18 protein-coding genes and 1 other annotated feature are annotated in these 18,383 nt (G+C 28.1%); of the genes, 2 read left to right on the top strand and 16 right to left on the bottom strand.

Annotated elements, in window-relative coordinates:
* Positions 1 to 5 precede the first annotated feature (5 nt).
* The 5 genes from WJW32_RS05010 to WJW32_RS04990 all read right to left on the bottom strand — a co-directional run bounded on the left by WJW32_RS05010 (position 6) and on the right by WJW32_RS04990 (position 5,705).
* A complete protein-coding gene (locus WJW32_RS05010; protein ID WP_340255892.1) occupies positions 6 to 1,571 on the bottom strand; it encodes a histidine kinase dimerization/phospho-acceptor domain-containing protein in 1,566 nt (521 codons plus the stop codon).
* A gap of 165 nt (positions 1,572 to 1,736) precedes the next feature.
* On the bottom strand, positions 1,737 to 2,840 hold the full coding sequence (locus WJW32_RS05005; protein ID WP_340255889.1) for a hypothetical protein: 1,104 nt from the start codon (positions 2,838 to 2,840) through the stop codon (positions 1,737 to 1,739).
* A 172-nt stretch (positions 2,841 to 3,012) separates the two neighbouring features.
* Positions 3,013 to 3,885 (bottom strand): 16S rRNA (adenine(1518)-N(6)/adenine(1519)-N(6))-dimethyltransferase RsmA, encoded by an 873-nt coding sequence (gene rsmA / locus WJW32_RS05000; RefSeq protein WP_340255887.1) that lies wholly within the window; start codon positions 3,883 to 3,885, stop codon positions 3,013 to 3,015.
* A 10-nt stretch (positions 3,886 to 3,895) separates the two neighbouring features.
* On the bottom strand, positions 3,896 to 4,432 hold the full coding sequence (rnmV, locus tag WJW32_RS04995) for a ribonuclease M5 (protein ID WP_340255966.1): 537 nt from the start codon (positions 4,430 to 4,432) through the stop codon (positions 3,896 to 3,898).
* A gap of 217 nt (positions 4,433 to 4,649) precedes the next feature.
* Positions 4,650 to 5,705: a ubiquitin-like domain-containing protein gene (locus WJW32_RS04990; RefSeq protein ID WP_340255885.1), complete on the bottom strand. Its 1,056-nt coding sequence runs from the start codon at positions 5,703 to 5,705 to the stop codon at positions 4,650 to 4,652.
* 741 nt (positions 5,706 to 6,446) lie between these two features.
* Here WJW32_RS04990 and WJW32_RS04985 point away from each other — a divergent pair.
* Complete coding sequence (locus tag WJW32_RS04985) at positions 6,447 to 6,593, top strand: hypothetical protein (RefSeq protein WP_340255883.1); 147 nt, start codon at positions 6,447 to 6,449, stop codon at positions 6,591 to 6,593.
* 626 nt (positions 6,594 to 7,219) lie between these two features.
* Here the strand turns inward: WJW32_RS04985 and WJW32_RS04980 are convergent.
* From WJW32_RS04980 to WJW32_RS04935, 10 genes are all read right to left on the bottom strand, one after another.
* The gene (locus tag WJW32_RS04980; RefSeq protein ID WP_340255880.1) at positions 7,220 to 7,987 is read right to left on the bottom strand and encodes a TatD family hydrolase; all 768 of its coding nucleotides are present in this window, start codon (positions 7,985 to 7,987) and stop codon (positions 7,220 to 7,222) included.
* A 10-nt stretch (positions 7,988 to 7,997) separates the two neighbouring features.
* A complete protein-coding gene (metG, locus tag WJW32_RS04975) occupies positions 7,998 to 9,941 on the bottom strand; it encodes a methionine--tRNA ligase (RefSeq protein ID WP_340255878.1) in 1,944 nt (647 codons plus the stop codon).
* A gap of 50 nt (positions 9,942 to 9,991) precedes the next feature.
* Positions 9,992 to 10,214, bottom strand: a binding site (T-box leader).
* Positions 10,215 to 10,285: 71 nt separating this feature from the next.
* On the bottom strand, positions 10,286 to 11,500 hold the full coding sequence (locus tag WJW32_RS04970) for an HD-GYP domain-containing protein (protein WP_340255877.1): 1,215 nt from the start codon (positions 11,498 to 11,500) through the stop codon (positions 10,286 to 10,288).
* Positions 11,501 to 11,751: 251 nt separating this feature from the next.
* Positions 11,752 to 12,864, bottom strand: coding sequence for a sodium ion-translocating decarboxylase subunit beta (locus tag WJW32_RS04965; protein WP_340255874.1), 1,113 nt, complete (start codon positions 12,862 to 12,864; stop codon positions 11,752 to 11,754).
* A 24-nt stretch (positions 12,865 to 12,888) separates the two neighbouring features.
* The gene (locus WJW32_RS04960; RefSeq protein WP_340255872.1) at positions 12,889 to 13,260 is read right to left on the bottom strand and encodes a biotin/lipoyl-containing protein; all 372 of its coding nucleotides are present in this window, start codon (positions 13,258 to 13,260) and stop codon (positions 12,889 to 12,891) included.
* 32 nt (positions 13,261 to 13,292) lie between these two features.
* Entirely contained in the window at positions 13,293 to 13,604 is a 312-nt protein-coding gene (locus tag WJW32_RS04955; protein WP_340255869.1) for an OadG family protein, read from the bottom strand.
* Between the two features lie 12 nt (positions 13,605 to 13,616).
* Positions 13,617 to 14,984, bottom strand: a complete 1,368-nt coding sequence (locus tag WJW32_RS04950; protein WP_340255867.1) for an oxaloacetate decarboxylase subunit alpha — start codon at positions 14,982 to 14,984, stop codon at positions 13,617 to 13,619.
* A gap of 594 nt (positions 14,985 to 15,578) precedes the next feature.
* Positions 15,579 to 15,773, bottom strand: coding sequence for a hypothetical protein (locus WJW32_RS04945; RefSeq protein WP_340255864.1), 195 nt, complete (start codon positions 15,771 to 15,773; stop codon positions 15,579 to 15,581).
* A gap of 260 nt (positions 15,774 to 16,033) precedes the next feature.
* Entirely contained in the window at positions 16,034 to 16,228 is a 195-nt protein-coding gene (locus WJW32_RS04940) for a hypothetical protein (RefSeq protein WP_340255862.1), read from the bottom strand.
* Between the two features lie 206 nt (positions 16,229 to 16,434).
* Positions 16,435 to 16,617 (bottom strand): hypothetical protein, encoded by a 183-nt coding sequence (locus WJW32_RS04935; protein ID WP_340255859.1) that lies wholly within the window; start codon positions 16,615 to 16,617, stop codon positions 16,435 to 16,437.
* Between the two features lie 188 nt (positions 16,618 to 16,805).
* Between WJW32_RS04935 and WJW32_RS04930 the strand changes: the two genes are divergently transcribed.
* Positions 16,806 to 17,900: a GerAB/ArcD/ProY family transporter gene (locus tag WJW32_RS04930; protein WP_340255857.1), complete on the top strand. Its 1,095-nt coding sequence runs from the start codon at positions 16,806 to 16,808 to the stop codon at positions 17,898 to 17,900.
* Here the strand turns inward: WJW32_RS04930 and WJW32_RS04925 are convergent.
* A complete protein-coding gene (locus tag WJW32_RS04925) occupies positions 17,862 to 18,383 on the bottom strand; it encodes a nucleoside recognition domain-containing protein (protein WP_340255854.1) in 522 nt (173 codons plus the stop codon). The two genes, WJW32_RS04930 and WJW32_RS04925, sit on opposite strands and share 39 nt — an antisense overlap.

Here is an 18,383-nt window from a genome sequence, read left to right as displayed (position 1 = left end):
TATTATTAATTTGAATCAAATGGTATCTTTATTTGTATATTGATTGTACCATCTTTATTTTTAATAATATCTAACTTACCATTATTAAATTTGATTATTTTTTTTATCATATTTATGAAATCATCGTTCAATCCTTTATCTCTATCTCTTTCGTACTTATTACTGTATATATTAAATTGCATATATTGTTCGTTAGTTTTTTGAATACCAATTTCAACTAATCCATTCTTATCCTGAGCTTTTATTACATGTTGAATTATGTCTATTATAATAAATCTAAGGTTATCCTTTGAAAACCCTATATTAGGAAGAGATTCGTCTATATTATACTCTATATCAACATCCTTTAAAAGACCTGCTGCCTCTATTAAATAATGTATTTCTTCTATTATTTCATGAGGTTGGTAAGATTTTTTGTTTTGATTTAAAGGTTTTGATAATTTTAAAGATTTATTTAATATATTCTCTATCTTTTTTAATTCATTTATAGCTATATGTGATAAATCACTAGGTTTTTTAGCGTGATTGATTTGTACATATCCTTTAATCGTAGATAATGGATTACCTATTTCATGAGCAATTCCCGCAGATATTTGAATTAACATCTCCATTCTTTTTCTTTTATATATCCAAAAATCCTGCTCCCTTTTCATTTGAAGATAATATATCTTTATAATCAGGTATATTATCATTCCTGTAAATATCAATATAGTTAAATTCATTATAAATTCTTCAAACAAAGGTATATATATTTTATTCATGTTTTTTGCATATAAAACAGTCCAAGGAGAATCCTTTATTTTTTCATATGAAATTATATTTTCTTTCCCATTAATATTTATTCTATTTATATATCCCTTTTTGTTTTGTCTTAATTTTTTTTTAATATCTTTTGCTAATTTATCATTTGTATTAACTATTATTTCTGTATTTATTTTAAAAGGCTGTAGCACATTATTATTATTATCATCTATTGCAAATATATATTCATTCTTATACTTAGTAGCACTATCTAAAATTGAAAATAATTTTTGAGAATTTATATTTATAAAAAATATAAGTTCCTTATCTTTATCTTTATAAGGGCTTAATATTGATATACAATTTTTATATGTTTTAATACCTTCTATAATATCTACGGTATTTTCCTTAGATAAAATATAATCTACATATTCTTCGTCTATTACAGGCTTATTAAAGCTGGTTTCGTATAGTTGTGTATTCTTACTTATATAATTTGTAACTATTCCTTTATTATTTATTATTCCTACACCTTCTATACATTGTTCTTGTTTTATTATACCTAATATTATTTCCTCTATATCAAAATTATAATTGTTAGATTCCATAGAATGATAACCATATTTTATTATCTTCAAATTTTCTTCTTCATCTTGTAAATAACTGTTTATTTGGCTGACTATAGAATGTAATTTTTCATTGTTTAGATTTATCATAATATTCTTATTATCTACTATTGTTTGAAATAACATATAATAGCATATAATACTAAATAGAAATACTAAAATAATTAAAAAATAAATTTTTTTGTCATTGCAAAAACGTTTCATATATTATCAGCCCTTCTTCTTACCCATATTCATTCAAGTAATTATTATATCATTCTTCGTTTAAAATAAAAACTGATTTGAATAATATATTTACTCAAAAAAATACGGTAATGAATTTTTAAAGTTTCAAAAATTCATTACCGTATTTTTAAATTAAGTTTCACTTTATTTGTCTGGTACTGCTATTAATCTACTTTTGCAATCTATACAGCATATCCAGTATCCATAGGTTTTATTTTTGTCATCACATGGTATAAAGTTACAAAAACCAGTATCACCTTCATCTGGTTGTTCATTACGTCTTCCAGGTATTCCATAAATATAATACTTTCTCTTTCCATCACAACTATATTTTATTCCAAATATATAGTGTCTATACTTGTATGATAAAGATGTCACGTCTGAATATATAGTGTAATTTATATAATTTATATATCCTAAATAAGGCATTATATAACTGCATATAGTTAGAGGATTTACATCTATTCTCCACCATCTCGTATTATCTATATCTTTTATAAATGGTTTTATTTCTTTATGTTTGTTTAATAATTTTTTTAGTTTTCTAGGTATAAGATATAATTTTTGGTCATATTTTTTTCTATCTATATCTTGATCTTGGTGTTTACTATTATCTATTTTTTCTTCTCTCTTTTCCTCTTGTGAATAATGAGTTTCTTCTTGCTTTTTTTTTTTATCATTTTTCACTTCATCTTTTATTTCTGCTTCTTCTTGTTTAAGTTCTATTGGTTCTTCTTGTTTAAGTTCTATTGGCTCTTCTTTTCTTTCTAGTTCTTCTTCCTCAACCTCTGTTTTTTCTTTTATAGGATCAATAATTGTCTCCATTTCATCTTCTTTATTCAAATCTTCAACTACTGATTCTTCTATTTTTGTATTTTCATTTATAAGTTCCTCGTAATTGTCTATAACCTTCCCTTTAAACCCTATTAAAGGTATATTATTTTTATGTGTTAATGCTATACTTTTTACATCTAAATTTTCTTCATCAAAATTTATTTTAAATTCTCCCTTACCACTTTCATTAACTAAAACTCTTCCTATATCCTTTGTAGTTAAATCATCTTGTATTAAAATTATTCTATACCCTGATTTAACATATTTTACGTTTTCAACGTAAATCATTATATTTACTTTTTCTTCTTTTGTTTCAATTTTTGCAAATGCCTTAGGTGATATTTTTTCTTTTAATCTAAATGATGGGTCTTTTGATTCTAGTATCATATAATCTCTTTTATATCTTTTTCTCAACTTTATCCCCCCATTGAAATAAATCTATATTATTACTTATATGTTTTAAGGGGGAATAAGATGCATACTTTCTCGAATGTATTAAAAGAAAAGCTATCTGGATTTCGTACAAACAAAATCCAGATAGCTAAATTCAGTTATTAAACTTTATTTTAATGTATTGATTAATTTCTTATTTATCGTTCAATTTGTCATATACTTTATTAGCTAGATTAGCAAACTCATCTATAGATAGAGTTTCCCCTCTTCTTTTAGGGTCTACTGATGCTTCTTCTAATATTTGATTTACTTCTTCTTTAGAAAGGTCTATATCGTATGAGCTTATTGCATTTAATATAGTCTTTCTTCTCTTTGAGAAAGCTGCCTTTACTACTTTAAAGAATAATTCTTTATCCTTTAAGTCATGCTTTATTTCCTCATGAGATCTTAACGCTATTACTGTAGAATCTACATTCGGTTGAGGTATAAACATACTTCTTGGAACTTTTGCAACTATATGAGGTTCGCAGTAATATTGTACTGCTACAGATAATGATCCATAATCTTTAGTTGATGGAACTGCACTCATTCTGTCAGCTACTTCCTTTTGAACCATAACTACTATATCACTTACAACTATATCTTCTTCTAAAAACTTCATTACAATAGGTGTTGTTATATAGTAAGGAAGATTTGCAACAAGCTTTATAGGTCTTCCGTCAAGCTTTTCATTTACAAGTTCTTTTATATCAACCTTTAGTATATCTTGATTTACAACCTCTACGTTATCACATTCAGATAATGTATCTTTAAGTATAGGTATTAGTTTTTTGTCTATCTCTACTGCCACTACTTTTTTTGCAATATTTGCTATTTCTTTAGTCAATGTACCTATCCCCGGTCCTATTTCAACTACGTAATCATCTTCAGTAATTCTTGCTCCATTTATTATTTCATCTATTATATTAGAATCGATTAAGAAGTTTTGTCCAAGGGACTTTGAAAACTTAAATTTGTATTTGTCTACTACGTCTTTTGTATTTCTGTATGTTGAAAGTTTTTCCATGTAATCGCTCCTATTTATCTATATTTTTAATTGCTTCTTCAAATTCTTCTCTAGTTACCCCATAATTATTCAATCTGCTTAAAAATTGCTTAGCATTTCCATATCCTATACCTAATGTTTTTCCAAGCTCATCTCTCTTTGTTGATGCATCCTCAAATCCTATAAGTTTATTTATAACTAAATCTCTTTGAGTAAATTCTTCTCTTTTTTGTACGTTTTCTGTTCTAACTTTATTTAAAGCTGCTATTATACTTTTAACAGATGCATTCTCAATGCCTATATCTCCATCTTTTATGGCTTCTTGTCTTGGCAAAAATGCGTGTTTACATCCAGGTATTTCAGCTGCTATTTTCTTTCTTATTTTTTCTCCTGCAAAATCAGGATCTGTAAATATTATAACCCCTCTTCTTTTTTGTGCTTCTTTAATTCTACTCATAACTCCTTTTGGAAATCCAAATCCACCTGTTGTTATAAGTTCAGCATCTACTGCCTTTTTAACAGCTGTTACATCATCTCTTCCTTCGACTACTATTATTTCTTTTATCAGATTAATCACCTCTAAAATCTATATTAAAATTCGCTTTATGCTAACACATAGCTCATGGCGCCAACGAGTCCTAACTAACTCCGTTGCTTAAAATTCACTTATGCTAACGCATATTACTATGTTAATTATATACGAAAATCTTATTGATGTATAATTAAAATTCCCAATATTATTTTTAACAAAAACAATATTGGGAATACTTATTTTTAATATTAAATTATTTTAGAACATATACTTTTAAATTTTTTCTTCCAAATGCATTTGCTTTTGATAAACTATTCATGTATACGTCTATCCTATTTCCTTTTATAGCTCCACCTGTGTCTTCTGCTACACATGTCATTCCTAAATACGGTATGTACACCTTACTTCCTAGAGGTATAACCTTAGGATCTACAGCTATAACTCCTGGTCTCACTGTTGTTCCCATATATGTTTTACCATATCCTTTATCTCCAGGTCTTTTACCTGTGCTTTCAAATCCAGCTGTGTATGCACTAATACTTACTGTTAATGATCTTTTGAAATTTTTTGTCTCGCCTCTTGATGTAACTATAAAATCTTTAGTTCCCTTCTTGACAATTTCATTAGTAGGCTCTTGTATAATATTCTCAGAAACTAATATTCTACCTTCTTCTTTTCCATCACTGTATCTTACTTTGTAAGTAACTTCTTTTTTACCATAAGATCCATTTTGTACTTTTTCAACCTTACCTATTTCAAAGTTATTATCATATACAGTTTCAACTTCATATCCAACATCTTCAGTTTGTGTAACTAATTTTTCTTCAACTCTTACTATTTCTATCTCTTTCTTTTTAGTTAATTTTTGGTCTAGTTCTGGAGTTACCTTGTCCAGTTCTGATACAGGTATTTTATTTTCTTTTAATATACCATCCACTGTATCTTCTGTAGTTATTATTGTTTGTGCTTCTCCGTTTAAAACTAAATTCACTTCAAATGCTCTTTTAATTGTTATATTCATATTGTCTTTTAACTTCGAATTTAAATCGGGGAGGACTTTATCATTTTTACTTAATTCAATATTTTGCTCTTCTAGCAATTCTTGAACAGTATTTGAAAAAGTATGTATTTCTTGATTTTTATTATTTACCGTTACTGTAACGTCATTTTCTAGTGCGTAATATATTGAAGTGCATGTAATAACCAGTGCTATAGCTATTACTGTAGTGTATACTTTTTTAATTTTTAGAGCTTCTTGAATCTTCCATATACTTTTGTTTATTAACATTTTTGCTAATTTAAGTCTCATATAGATCCCTCCTTTTTTAGTTGGAAAAGACCCTCCCGTAAAGACTTGATACATTATATTCGATTTCTTTTTTATTGTCAAATTTTTGTTTGAAATTTGCTATTTTTTTTAGTATTTACTTTTTTATGGTCTTATATACATAGTTTGTTATGAAAATGTTTTTCCCAATGGGGGTATGGGGTTGCTCTTAATTTCTATGATATGTTTTTATAATGTGTTTTATTCCTGATTTATATAATATTATTTATAGAAAGGAGATTTCCTTTAATTTTTGTATTTTAATGAATTGAATGATACTTTTTTGATTCGGTGGATTGTCAAAAAAAACTTAGATAAACTCTAAAAATCTAAATTCAAAAATAACGCTAATTGAAATTATTCTTATAAAAGAATTACCATTCGACAAGTACTCTAAAATAAGAAAGGTGGTATTATTTATGAAAAGCTCGGAACTGAAAAACTATCAGCAAATTTATTTAACATGGATAGTTTTCCTGACCAATCTCAAATTAATATTCTTTTAAGGCGAATGAATGCTACAAATATATCTCAATTTGAAGATATTCATAGTAAACTTTTCAAAGAAAAAAAATCAATCTGGATATCAGTTATCAGCTGCTTTGGCAGGAAAAAATGCTGAAACAGTTGCAATGTATCTCGATTCTGGAAATGTCCATTGCTCACATAGATTCAAAGACCTTCTAAATTCTTCTTTGGAAAAATATAGGTATAGGAGACTTAGTGAGAAAAGTAGGAAATGTAAAAGGATTTGTAAAGCGTACTTTCAATGAAATAATTGTAGATATTCCGACGGTAACTAAACTTGCAAACCTTATTGCTAACGCAATGTGTAATCCTTCGTATGAGCAGTTGAGTTTTAATTTATGATAATTTAGGTAAGAAATAAAACAGAATATTCATTACAAATAATGGTAATGAATTAATTACCTTTGTTTCTTTTTGTCTTTTTTGAAAACAACATATATTTAAATCCATTTCATATCTAAGAAACATATTAAAAAACAAATGGCATTAAAATGTTAGCGAATGATTTAAATATTTTTGTATAAAACTTGAATTACAGCGTTTGAATATCCGTTAAGAAAGTTCGTTGTTTGACCTTGAGGGAGTTCAGAACTTTTAGGAGATTCAATAAGATGTAATTCTTAGTTTTATTAAAAATATTTACAACATTAGCGGTATTTTAATGTCATTTGTTTTGGGATTAAGAGCTATAATTTTTCCAAATTAGAGATTTGATCAATTGGTATTTTATAGTGAATAAATAATTACATTTGTACGAAATTTAGGTAGCTACTTTTAGATTAATATTTTACTATAAAACTTAGATTATGGTGTTTAAATATCCGTTAAAAAACTTCTTTGTCTGACCGTAAGGGAGTTTAAGATGTTTTAGGATATTTAATAAGACATAATCTGTAGTTTTATTAAAATATTAATTAAGTAGCGGTATTTCAATTAGCGTCATTTTAAGCTAAATCACTAAGTTTATATTACTTTATATTAAAGAATCTTTTCCCATTTTCTTTTGTAACTTCACATACTTTTTCGTATGATATTTCTTTTTCTATTGCTATTGTTTCAGCTATATATCTTACATATGATGAGTCGTTTCTCTTTCCTCTATAAGGATGTGGTGTAAGATATGGGGAATCTGTTTCTATTAACATGTACTCTAGAGGAATTTCTTTTATTACCTCTTTTGTTTTTTTGTTGTTCTTAAATGTAGCAGGGCCTGCTATTGATATCATGCATCCCATTTTAATATACTCTTTTGCAAGTTCTACATTTCCTGAGTAGCAATGTAGAACGCATCCTATTTCTTCACTCTTTGTATTTTTAATTATATCTAATGTATCTTGGTGTGCATCTCTATCATGAATTATTATAGGAAGTTTTAGTTCGTTTGCTAGTTTAATTTGCTCTTCAAACCATTTCTTTTGAAGATCTCTTGGAGAATTATCATAGTAGTAATCAAGCCCAATTTCTCCTATTGCTACTACTTTTTCATTCTTCGCTAATTCTCTTAAAACTGTTATGCTTCCTTCATCCATATCTTCAACATCGTGTGGATGAACTCCAACTGATGCGTATATAAAATCGTGTTTTTTAGATAGTTCTACTGCTTTTAAAGAAGATGGAATATCAGCTCCTGGATTTACAAGAAGTTCTACTCCTGATTCTTTTATTTTTTTGATTACTTCTTCTCTATCTTCATCAAATCTATTATCAGTTATATGTGAGTGTGTATCAAATAACATATTTCCACCTCTATCTTATTTCACTACCAGAGTCTATTCCCTCTATAGTTGGAAGTACTAGTAATGAATCATCATCTGTTGCTGCTGATAGTATCATTCCTTGAGATTCTACACCTCTTAATTTAACAGGTTTTAAGTTGCATACTACCATAACTTGTTTTCCTACTAAGTCATCTGGATTAAAGTGTTTTGCTATTCCAGATACTATTTGTCTTTGCTCATTTGCAAGTTGTATTTTGAATACTAAAAGTTTATCAGCTTTTGGATGTTTTGATGCTTCCAGTATTTTACCTACTCTAAGTTCTACTTTATCAAATTCATCTATTGTTATTTCTTCTTTATGATTTAATTTAACTTCTTCTACTTTTGGTTTTTCTGAAAACATTTCTTCAAGCTCTTCTACTTCTTTTTGAACATCTATTCTCGGGAATAAAACTTCTCCTTTTGAAACTTTTGTTCCTTCTTTTATTTGTCCAAATTCATGAGTACTTTCCCAAGTAAGTAATTCAGATTGTTTACTTATTCCAAGTTGCTTGTATATTTTATTAGCAGTTTCATTCATGAATGGGCTTATTAAAACAGATACTATTCTTATAGCCTCTGTAAGATTGTATAAAACAGTATCTAGTTCATCTTGCTTTTCTTCATCTTTAGCAAGAGCCCACGGCATAGTCTCGTCTATATACTTATTACTTCTTCTTACAATCTTAAATATTTCTTCTAAAGCTTCACTAAATTGAAGTCTATTCATAGCATTTTCTACTTTTTCAAATGCGCTACTTGACATATCTATTAGTTGTTCGTGATAATCTCCTAGTGTCTTAGGACTTGGAAGTATTCCTTCTCTGTATTTTATAACCATTGCAACAGTTCTACTTACTAAGTTTCCTATATCATTTGCAAGATCCGAGTTTATTCTTGTTAAGAAGTTTTTGTTAGTATAGCTTCCATCTTGACCGAATGTAAATTCCTTAAGAAGGAAATATTTAAGAGCATCTATACCATATTTTTCAATTAGAGGTTCTGGGTATACTATGTTTCCTTTTGATTTTGACATTTTATCGTCTGCAAATAATATCCAGCCATGTCCATATACCTTCTTAGGAAGCGGAAGATCTAGTGCCATAAGTATTGCTGGCCATATTATAGTATGGAATCTAACGATCTCTTTTCCTACTATATGAACATCTGCAGGCCAGAACTTGTTGTACTCAGTCTCATCATCACTTAAGTATCCTAGAGCTGTTATGTAGTTACAAAGAGCATCAAGCCATACATAAACTACATGCTTGCTATCAAGAGGTACCTTAATTCCCCAATCAAAAGTTGTACGTGAAACGCATAAATCATCAAGCCCTGCTTTTAAGAAGTTGTTTAACATTTCATTTTTTCTAGATTCAGGGAAACAAAAATCTGGATTTTCTTCAAAATACTTTATAAGTCTATCTTGATATCTAGATAATTTAAAGAAATAAGCTTCTTCTTTTGCTACATATACTTCTCTACCACAGTCTGGGCATTTATTTCCTTCAAGAAGTTGAGTTTCAGTCCAAAAACTCTCACAAGGTGTACAGTACCATCCTTCATAAGCGCCCTTGTATATATCTCCTTTGTCATGTAATTTAGTGAATATTTTTTGAACTATAGTTTTGTGTCTGTCTTCAGTAGTTCTAATGAAATCATCATAAGATATATCCATAGTTTTCCAAAGATCTTTTATCTCTCCTACTATATTGTCTAAGTATTCTATTTCACTTAATCCTTTAGCTTTAGCTGTTTTTTGTATTTTTTCTCCATGCTCATCTGTTCCAGTTAAAAACTTTACATCATATCCACAAAAACGTTTAAATCTAGCTATAGCATCTGCTGCTACTGTTGTGTAAGTGTGTCCAATATGAAGTCTTCCACTCGGATAATATATTGGAGTTGTAACATAAAAAGTTTTATTTGACATTGTATTTCCTCCTCTTAGTTTCTCTTAATAAAAATCGCCCCTACTAAAATAGTAGGGGCGAGTATATTCTCACGGTACCACCCTAATTTACTCAAATTTTTGAGTATCTTAGTAGACTTTTAACGGGTCCAATCGTTTTAATCTTAAAAGCTAATGCTTTCTCAAATAAAAAGCTCCAGAGCCATATTCAATAAAAATACCAACGCTATCTTTCACCTTACATAGCTCTCTGTAGAAGATTTCTTTATCTACTCTTTCCTTCAACGCTTATATTAATATTTACTTCATTTTAACCAAAATTCTATATAATTATACTCATAATGTCAAGTATATTAATTATATTTCTATCCACATTTAAAAACTTCATCTATATCAATTGTAATATCACTATCTATTTCATTGTTTAACGCCATAGTTTCTAATATACCTATGGCTTCTTTATGAGAAAATGGCTTTTTGTATGGTCTTTCTTCTGTAAGAGCTTGATATATATCAAGACATGCTACAAGTCTTGAATTGAAGTCTAATTCATCAGCTTTAAGTCCTTTAGGATACCCACTTCCATTTAACTTTTCATGATGATTTGATGCCCATCTCGCTACATCATCAAATCCATCTATATTAGAAAGACATTTATGTGTATAATATGAATGTTTTTTCATTATTGATATTTCTTCATCATCAAGTTTTTTTGGTTTGTCTAGTATTTGTATAGGTATTGCCAATTTTCCTATATCGTGTAATTTCCCCGCTATTACCAATTTCATTTTTTCGTTATGATCATAATTATAACTTTCACACATTATATGTATTTTTTCAGCCAATCCATCGCTATGTTTTTGTGTAAACTGAGATTTACTATCTATAATCTTTGAGAATATATTCATTATTTTTAAAACTTCATCTATATCCATTTTTTGTTCATATGAAGGAACTTCTGACTTTAGTGAGTCTTCTATATTATCATCTCTTAACGATTCCCAAAATCCATCTTTATTAGATATTTTTAAGAATGCATCTATTATTTTGGGATTAAATCTTTTATTTTTTTGTTCTTTTATGTATTTTATAAGTTTTTCTTTCTTTTCGTCATCTACTTTTTTATATTTGAACACAAAATCTATATAATCTGCAAAGGCTATAAATTGAGCTATTAATGGAATATCAATTCCTTTTACTTTAAAAAAACCCTTGCCATCGTATGTTTCATGATGATATTTTATTATATTTTTATGTTTAGTTAGAAAAGGAAAAGATCTAATATTTCTCTCTCCAATAATACAATGTTCTTTAAATGATTCTCTTAAATAAAATTCTTTTAGATTATCATATCTTACTTTGTTGTCTAAAAGTGTTTGAGTAAGACCATTGTCATGAAGTATACTAAATGATACTGTATCTATTTGCTCTTTTATAGTCAAATCGAAGTATTGTGCTAGTTTTAGGGATACATATGCTACCCGTTTTAAATGATTTGTCTCTACAGACAATATATCTATTTCTATAAAATCTAATACTGTCGATATACTCATCAGAAAATCATTAAACTTGAATTCCATATTTTCTAAACTCCCCCTTTCTAAACTTTTATTTATAATATTATATCATCTTTTTAAAAAATTCGCTTCCTGCTATCGCATGGCTCATATGGCCAACGATCCCTAACAGTCTCCTTTGCTCAAAAATAGTTGATACTGGTGTCTTTTCATCAATGTTATGCATGATTTGAAAATCATGTAATTTTCTATAAAATAAAAAAGCTGTTTTTCTCTAGAAATTAATTTCTAGAGAAAGACAACTTTTCTTCACTTTATTTGAAAATATTAAGTAGTATTCCTGCTGCAACAGCTGAACCTATAACACCTGCAACATTTGGACCCATAGCGTGCATTAAAAGGAAATTTGAAGGGTTTTCCTCAACACCCATTTTTTGTACAACTCTTGCTGACATTGGCACAGCAGAAACTCCTGCTGCTCCTATCATAGGATTTATTTTGCCGTTGGTCATCTTATACATGATTTTACCGAATAAAACTCCACATGCAGTTCCAATAGAAAAAGCTGCAAGTCCAAGCGCTACTATTCCAAGTGTTTGAACTGTAAGGAAAGTATTAGCATCTGCTTTTGCTCCAACTGTAAGTCCTAAAATAATTGTTATTATGTACATCATAGAATTTTGAGCAGTTTCAACAAGTTTTGGAACAATTTCTGATTCTTTAATTAAATTTCCGAACATAAGCATACCTATTAAAGGTGCAGAAGATGGTAAAAGTAAAATTGTAAAAACAGCTACTATAATTGGAAATATTACTTTTTCCTTTTTAGATACAGGTCTTAACTGCTCCATTTTAACCATTCTTTCTTCTTTTGTAGTTAACATTCTTATAATAGGTGGCTGAATAATAGGAACTAAAGCCATATATGAATAAGCAGCAAGTGCTATGGGACCTAAAAGATCTTTTGCTAACTGACTAGTAAGATATATAGCAGTCGGTCCATCAGCTCCTCCTATTATTCCAATTGATGCAGCTTCAGGTCCTGTAAATCCAAGAAGTATAGCACCTATAAATGCAAAGAATATTCCAAATTGAGCTGCTGCTCCTAATAAAATACTTTTTGGATTTGCAATAAGTGGTCCAAAATCAGTACTTGCTCCAACACATAAAAATATTAGTGGTGGATAAATTCCAAGCTTTGTTCCCATATATAAATAATGTAATAGTCCGCTATCCCCCATTAAGTTAGCTTTTGGTAAATTTACTAAAAGCATTCCAAATGATATTGGAATTAATAAATAAGGTTCATAACCTTTTTTTATAGCTAAATAAAGAAATGCAAATGATATCATAATCATAATCAATTCTTTATAAGTAATAGCTGAAAATCCAGTTGAAAACCAGAAATTTTGTAACATCTTTAGCATATTAATCACTTCCTTTTTTAGCTATTATCCTATAGTAATTAAAACATCTCCACCTACTACATTTGCTCCTTTTGACGTATTTATTGAAATTATTTTTCCATCCATTGGAGCAACTATTTCATTTTCCATTTTCATAGCTTCTAAAACAAGTAATACATCTCCTGCTTTAACATCATCTCCTTCATTTGCTTTAACAGAAACAATTGTTCCTGGCATAGGTGCTTTTACATCTTCGCCTTGAGTAGAAGTTTTCTTTTGTGTAATAGGTGTTACTTTTTCTACTGTTTTTAAAGATGATTTAGTTTCTATTTTATCTTTTGTATCATTTACTTCATTTACTTCTTCTACTTCAACTTCATAAGTCTTTCCATTTAAACTTATTCTATATTTTTTCATATCAATGACATCTCCTTCTATTCTCTTTAACTCTATGCTACTCTTATTATGCTCTTAATTCGAATTTTCGAATTATTATTGTTGTTACTTGCTAAAACTGCAGCGGTAAGAGCTGCAACAAGATCTATTTCTTCATCTAATTCATTAATTTCTTCATATTCATTATCTTTAGATGCTGTGACTGCTGTTTCTAAGCTTTTTAATTTTTGTTTTTCTAAATCTCTTTTATAAAAAACTACTTTAAATAATTCTAAAACTTGAGAAATTATAAACAAACTTATAAATACTACACTCATACTTAAAAACGTAATTTTAAGAGATTCTAAAATAGTTACACTTTCCATAATATTACCTCCTTACATAATAACTTCTATATTACAAACATCATCTTTTTTATTTTCTAAGAAAGTTTTTGCAACCTGAGGAAAAAGAGCGTATGATAAAATGTCTTCTTCATTTTTATATAAACCTTGTATTTCTTTTTTTATATCTTCAAATCCAGGTTCTAAAAGATCTGCTGGTCTTATAGTTATAACTTCTTCATTTCCTATAATTTTTTTCTTTATTTCTTCTTTTATAGGAGCTGGTGATTTTCCATAAAGACCTTTTACATAATCTTTTATCTCTTTAGGTACCATTTTATATCTTTCTCCTGTTAAAACATTAAATACTGCTTGAGTTCCTACCATTTGACTAAGTGGAGTTACAAGTGGTGGAAATCCTAAGTCTTCTCTAACTCTTGGAACTTCAGCTAAAACTTCTTCATATTTATCTTCTGCATTTTGCATTTTAAGCTGAGATAAAAGATTTGAAAGCATTCCTCCTGGAACTTTATAGCTTAAAGTTTTAGGCTCAGTATTTAATACTTTAGGATTTAGAACTCTATTTTCTAAGTATTTTTCTTTTATAGGTTTAAAATATGATGCTATTTCATTTAAAGCTTTTATATTAAGCTTAGGATCTCTTTCACTTTCTGAAAGTGCTATTGCTAAAGATTCAGTAGGTGGTTGAGAAGTTCCTCCTGAAAATGGTGATATAGCAGTATCTATAATATCAACTCCAGCCTCTACTGCCTTCATATATGTCATTGATGCTATTCCACTAGTAGCGTGAGTATGTAGTTCTATAGGAAGTTTTGTATTTTTCTTTATTTCATCTATAAGTTCATAAGTGCTGTAAGGAGTAAGTATTCCTGCCATATCCTTTATACAAATGGAATCCGCTCCTATACTTTCCATTTGCTTTACTAGTTTTATATAATAATCTAATGTGTGAACTTTACTTGTTGTATAAGATATAGCACACTGACAGTGAGCTTTTTCTTTTTTTATAGTTTTTACTGAAGTTTCTAGATTTCTCGTATCATTTAAAGCATCAAATACACGAATTATATCTATTCCATTTTCTATAGATTTTTGTATGAATTTTTCAACTATATCATCTGGATAATGCTTGTATCCTAAAATATTTTGACCTCTTAAAAGCATTTGAAGGTTTGTATTTTTTACTCTTTTTCTTATTTCTCTTAGCCTTTGCCATGGGTCTTCATTTAAAAATCTAAGACAAGCATCAAATGTTGCTCCTCCCCAAACCTCCATAGCATAATAATTAGCTTCATCCATAACCTCAAGTATTGGAAGTATTTCGTCCGTTGTAAGCCTTGTCGCTATAAGTGATTGGTGTCCATCTCTTAAAGCGGTTTCTGTTATTTTAAGTCTATTCAATACATTCACCTCTTTATTTAATAGAATTTTCGATTCTTTCAAGTCCTTCTTTTATATTATCAATAGAAGTTTCATAAGAAAGTCTTATATAATTTTCAACTCCAACACCAGGAACAACCGCCACCTTAGCTTTATCAAGAAGATAAATTTCTTATGTAATAGTGTTAAAATCCAGTTCTCCTGCTCCAAAGCTTATTACATTTGCTCCATCTGCTTTCATCTTTTTTGCTTTTGCCTTAATATCAAGTGTCACTTATGGTGAAATTTTCATGTTTTTTATTGATAAACTTTTTTTCATTTTTATATCCCCTTAGTTGAAAATATTTAATTTATATTCCGTAGATATTCTTATAATATAATTTTAACAAGTTGAATTTTTTATGTACAGTTGTCAAAAAAGGCTTTTTAACAAAACAGATTTATTATTTTAGTTATTTTCTTGTTTTATGCTATAAAAAAAAAGTAGACCTTTTTATTGTTTTTTTAGTAAAACTTTGCATAAATAAACCCTCGAAATTAAAAATATCCGAGGGTTTATTTCTTAATTATTAAGCAATTTTTAATCCAACAACTAAAAATAACAGCTCTTTTTTATTATCTGTTATTTTTATTTTTCTTTTTATTAGCATTAGGTCCCTTAGGTCCTTCTCCTATACCATTAGGTCCTTCTCCAAAGTTTGCACCCATTCCTTCTGATGCGAACTCATTTCCATACTCTAAACCCATTCTTTTACTAGCTTCTCTTGCATTCAATTCAGCACTCTTATTTGTCGATTTCTTCTTAGCCATAATAATAGCCTCCCTTTACAATCCATGTTTTTTTTCATCTGTCTTTAACTACGTTGTCTGCTTTATTTTATGGATTATATAAATTTTAATTCAAATAAACAGTTGTAAATTTATTGTATATTTGGAATCTGTTATCAGGGTATGTTAATTTAGTTCAATCACTAATATTGTTTACAATTGTAATTTCTAAAGTAAATTATATTTACATATAATTCAAAATAAAAAATAAGAAAAGAAGCAGAAATCTGCTTCTTTTCTTGTTATTTATTATTTTTTCTATTTCTCTTTAAATTAGCATTAGCTGATTTGCTAGATTTAGGACTATTAGGTCCTTCTGCAAATTTTGCACCCATCTCTTCTGATCCAAACTCATTTCCAAATTCTAATCCCATTCTCTTTGAAGCCTCTCTTGCATTCTTTTCAGCATTCTTGTTTGCTTTATTCTTCTTAGCCATAATATTATCCTCCCTTTATAATCCAACAACTTTGTTTTTAAAGTCATATATCTTCAATTGAGTTGTCACAGTTATTTTATGAATTATATAGTTTTTAATCCGAGTAAATAACTGGTAGTGTATTGTTCCTTTAAAATTTACTTATAGATTTAAAGATTCTTTAGTAAATATTCAGTAAAAAAGTTCTTATTTACTATTCATTTTATCTACTTATTTTTTTTCTTATTAGACTTAGGTGCTTTTCCAGGTGTTGCTGCAAATTTTGAACTTATATTTTCTGCTACAAACTCATTTGCAAACTCTAATCCCACACTCTTTGCAGTCTCTCCTGTACTAATTTCTGCACTCTTAGTAGTACCCATTTTTTTTGTCTTATTCCTTTTACTCATAATAGTATCCTCCCTTTAAAATACAACAACTTTGTTTTTAAAGTCATATATCTTCAATTGAGTTGTCACAGTTATTTTATGAATTATATAGTTTTTAATTCGAGTAAATAATTGGAAATATATTACATACTTAAAATCTACTATTAGGACATAATAATTAGATATAAATCTTTATGGAGGATAGTTTTATGAATAAAAATACAATTTCAGATAAACAAGGTATACTCTTAATGACTATTTTCATAATAGGGACTACCTCTATTCAAGTAACAGGCATTAAAGCTAAACAAGACGTCTGGATAGCTATAATTTTAGCCACTTTATTATCTATGCCTGTTTTATATACATATTCTTACATTAATAGTATTTCAAATAATGATAATGTTTTTAATGTTATTCAGAACTGTTTTGGGAAATTAGTAGGAAATATAATAATATTACTTATGAGTCTATTTATAATTCAGAACACGTGTGAGGTTTTAATTAATGTAGCTTTTTTCATAACTACTGTCAGTCTTAGAGAGACTCCTATATGTATTTTTTTAATATGCATAATATTTTTATGTAACTGGATAATAAAGGAAGGTATAGAGGTTATAGGAAGATGGTCTGAATTTTTTATATTTCTATTGATATTTTTTTTAATTTCTACTCTATTTTTGCTTGTTAAAGATATGAATGGAAAAAATCTTCTTCCTATATTTAGCAATGGATTTAAACCAATTTTTAGAGGAGCATTTGATGCGCTTATGTTTCCTATTACGCAAACTGTAGTTTTTGTATTCGCTTTTTCATCGTTAACGAACGATAAATCACCCTATAAAATATACTTTATAGGGGTTTTAATAGGTATGTTTTTGCTTATATTAATTTCTTTAATCAATATATCTATGTTAGGTGTTGATAGAGTAATGTCGATTTATCATCCTACCTATTTTTCTGTTGGCAAAATAAAGTTAGGTAATTTTCTTCAAAGACTAGAAATAATCTCTGCTACTATATTTATATTGGGAGCATTCGTCAAAATAAGTATATACTTATTAGCTTCATGCAAGGGTATTTCTTATGTTCTAAATTGTAGTGATTATAGAGTAATATCAACTCCTATATCACTTATTATAATAAATATAACATATATATCTTTTGAAAATATAATGGAGTTTTGGGAATGGACTGGAGACGCTTGGAATTATTTTGCTCTAGTATTTCAAATTATAATACCTATGATTATATTCATCTCTCTATTAATTAAAAAGAATATTGCATATAAAAACCGAGGCTAAAACTCCAGCCATATGACTTATAAGGGCACAAATTAATGTATGTCTTATATTCTTTATCTTTAAATTTCCATAGTATATAGCCATTGTATAGAATATAGTCTCCGATGATCCTACTATTGTAGCACCCATTCTTTCTTTTAATGTATCAATTCCTACCCTAGGTATCATATCCTTGTATATAGCAAGAGTTCCACTACCAGATAATGGTTTTATTATTATTAATGATAATAGTTCCTTAGGTATAGAAAATATCTTGAGTATAGGAGAAAATATATATTCAAGTATTTCTATTCCATATCCAACTTTAAATATTCCTATAGCTAAGAATATTCCTAATATGTACGGCCCTATTTTATATGTAGTTTTTATTCCATCAAATGCTCCTCGTATAAAACTGTCATATATATCTATACCCTTGTATTTTCCATATATAATTATTATGAGTATTATAAGAGGTATTAATATATTCGAAAAAAAATCCAT

Origin of the sequence: Tepidibacter sp. Z1-5 (genome assembly GCF_037844525.1) — a bacterium.
Taxonomy (GTDB): domain Bacteria; phylum Bacillota; class Clostridia; order Peptostreptococcales; family Peptostreptococcaceae; genus Tepidibacter_A.
This window is presented reverse-complemented; position numbering and strand designations above follow the sequence as displayed.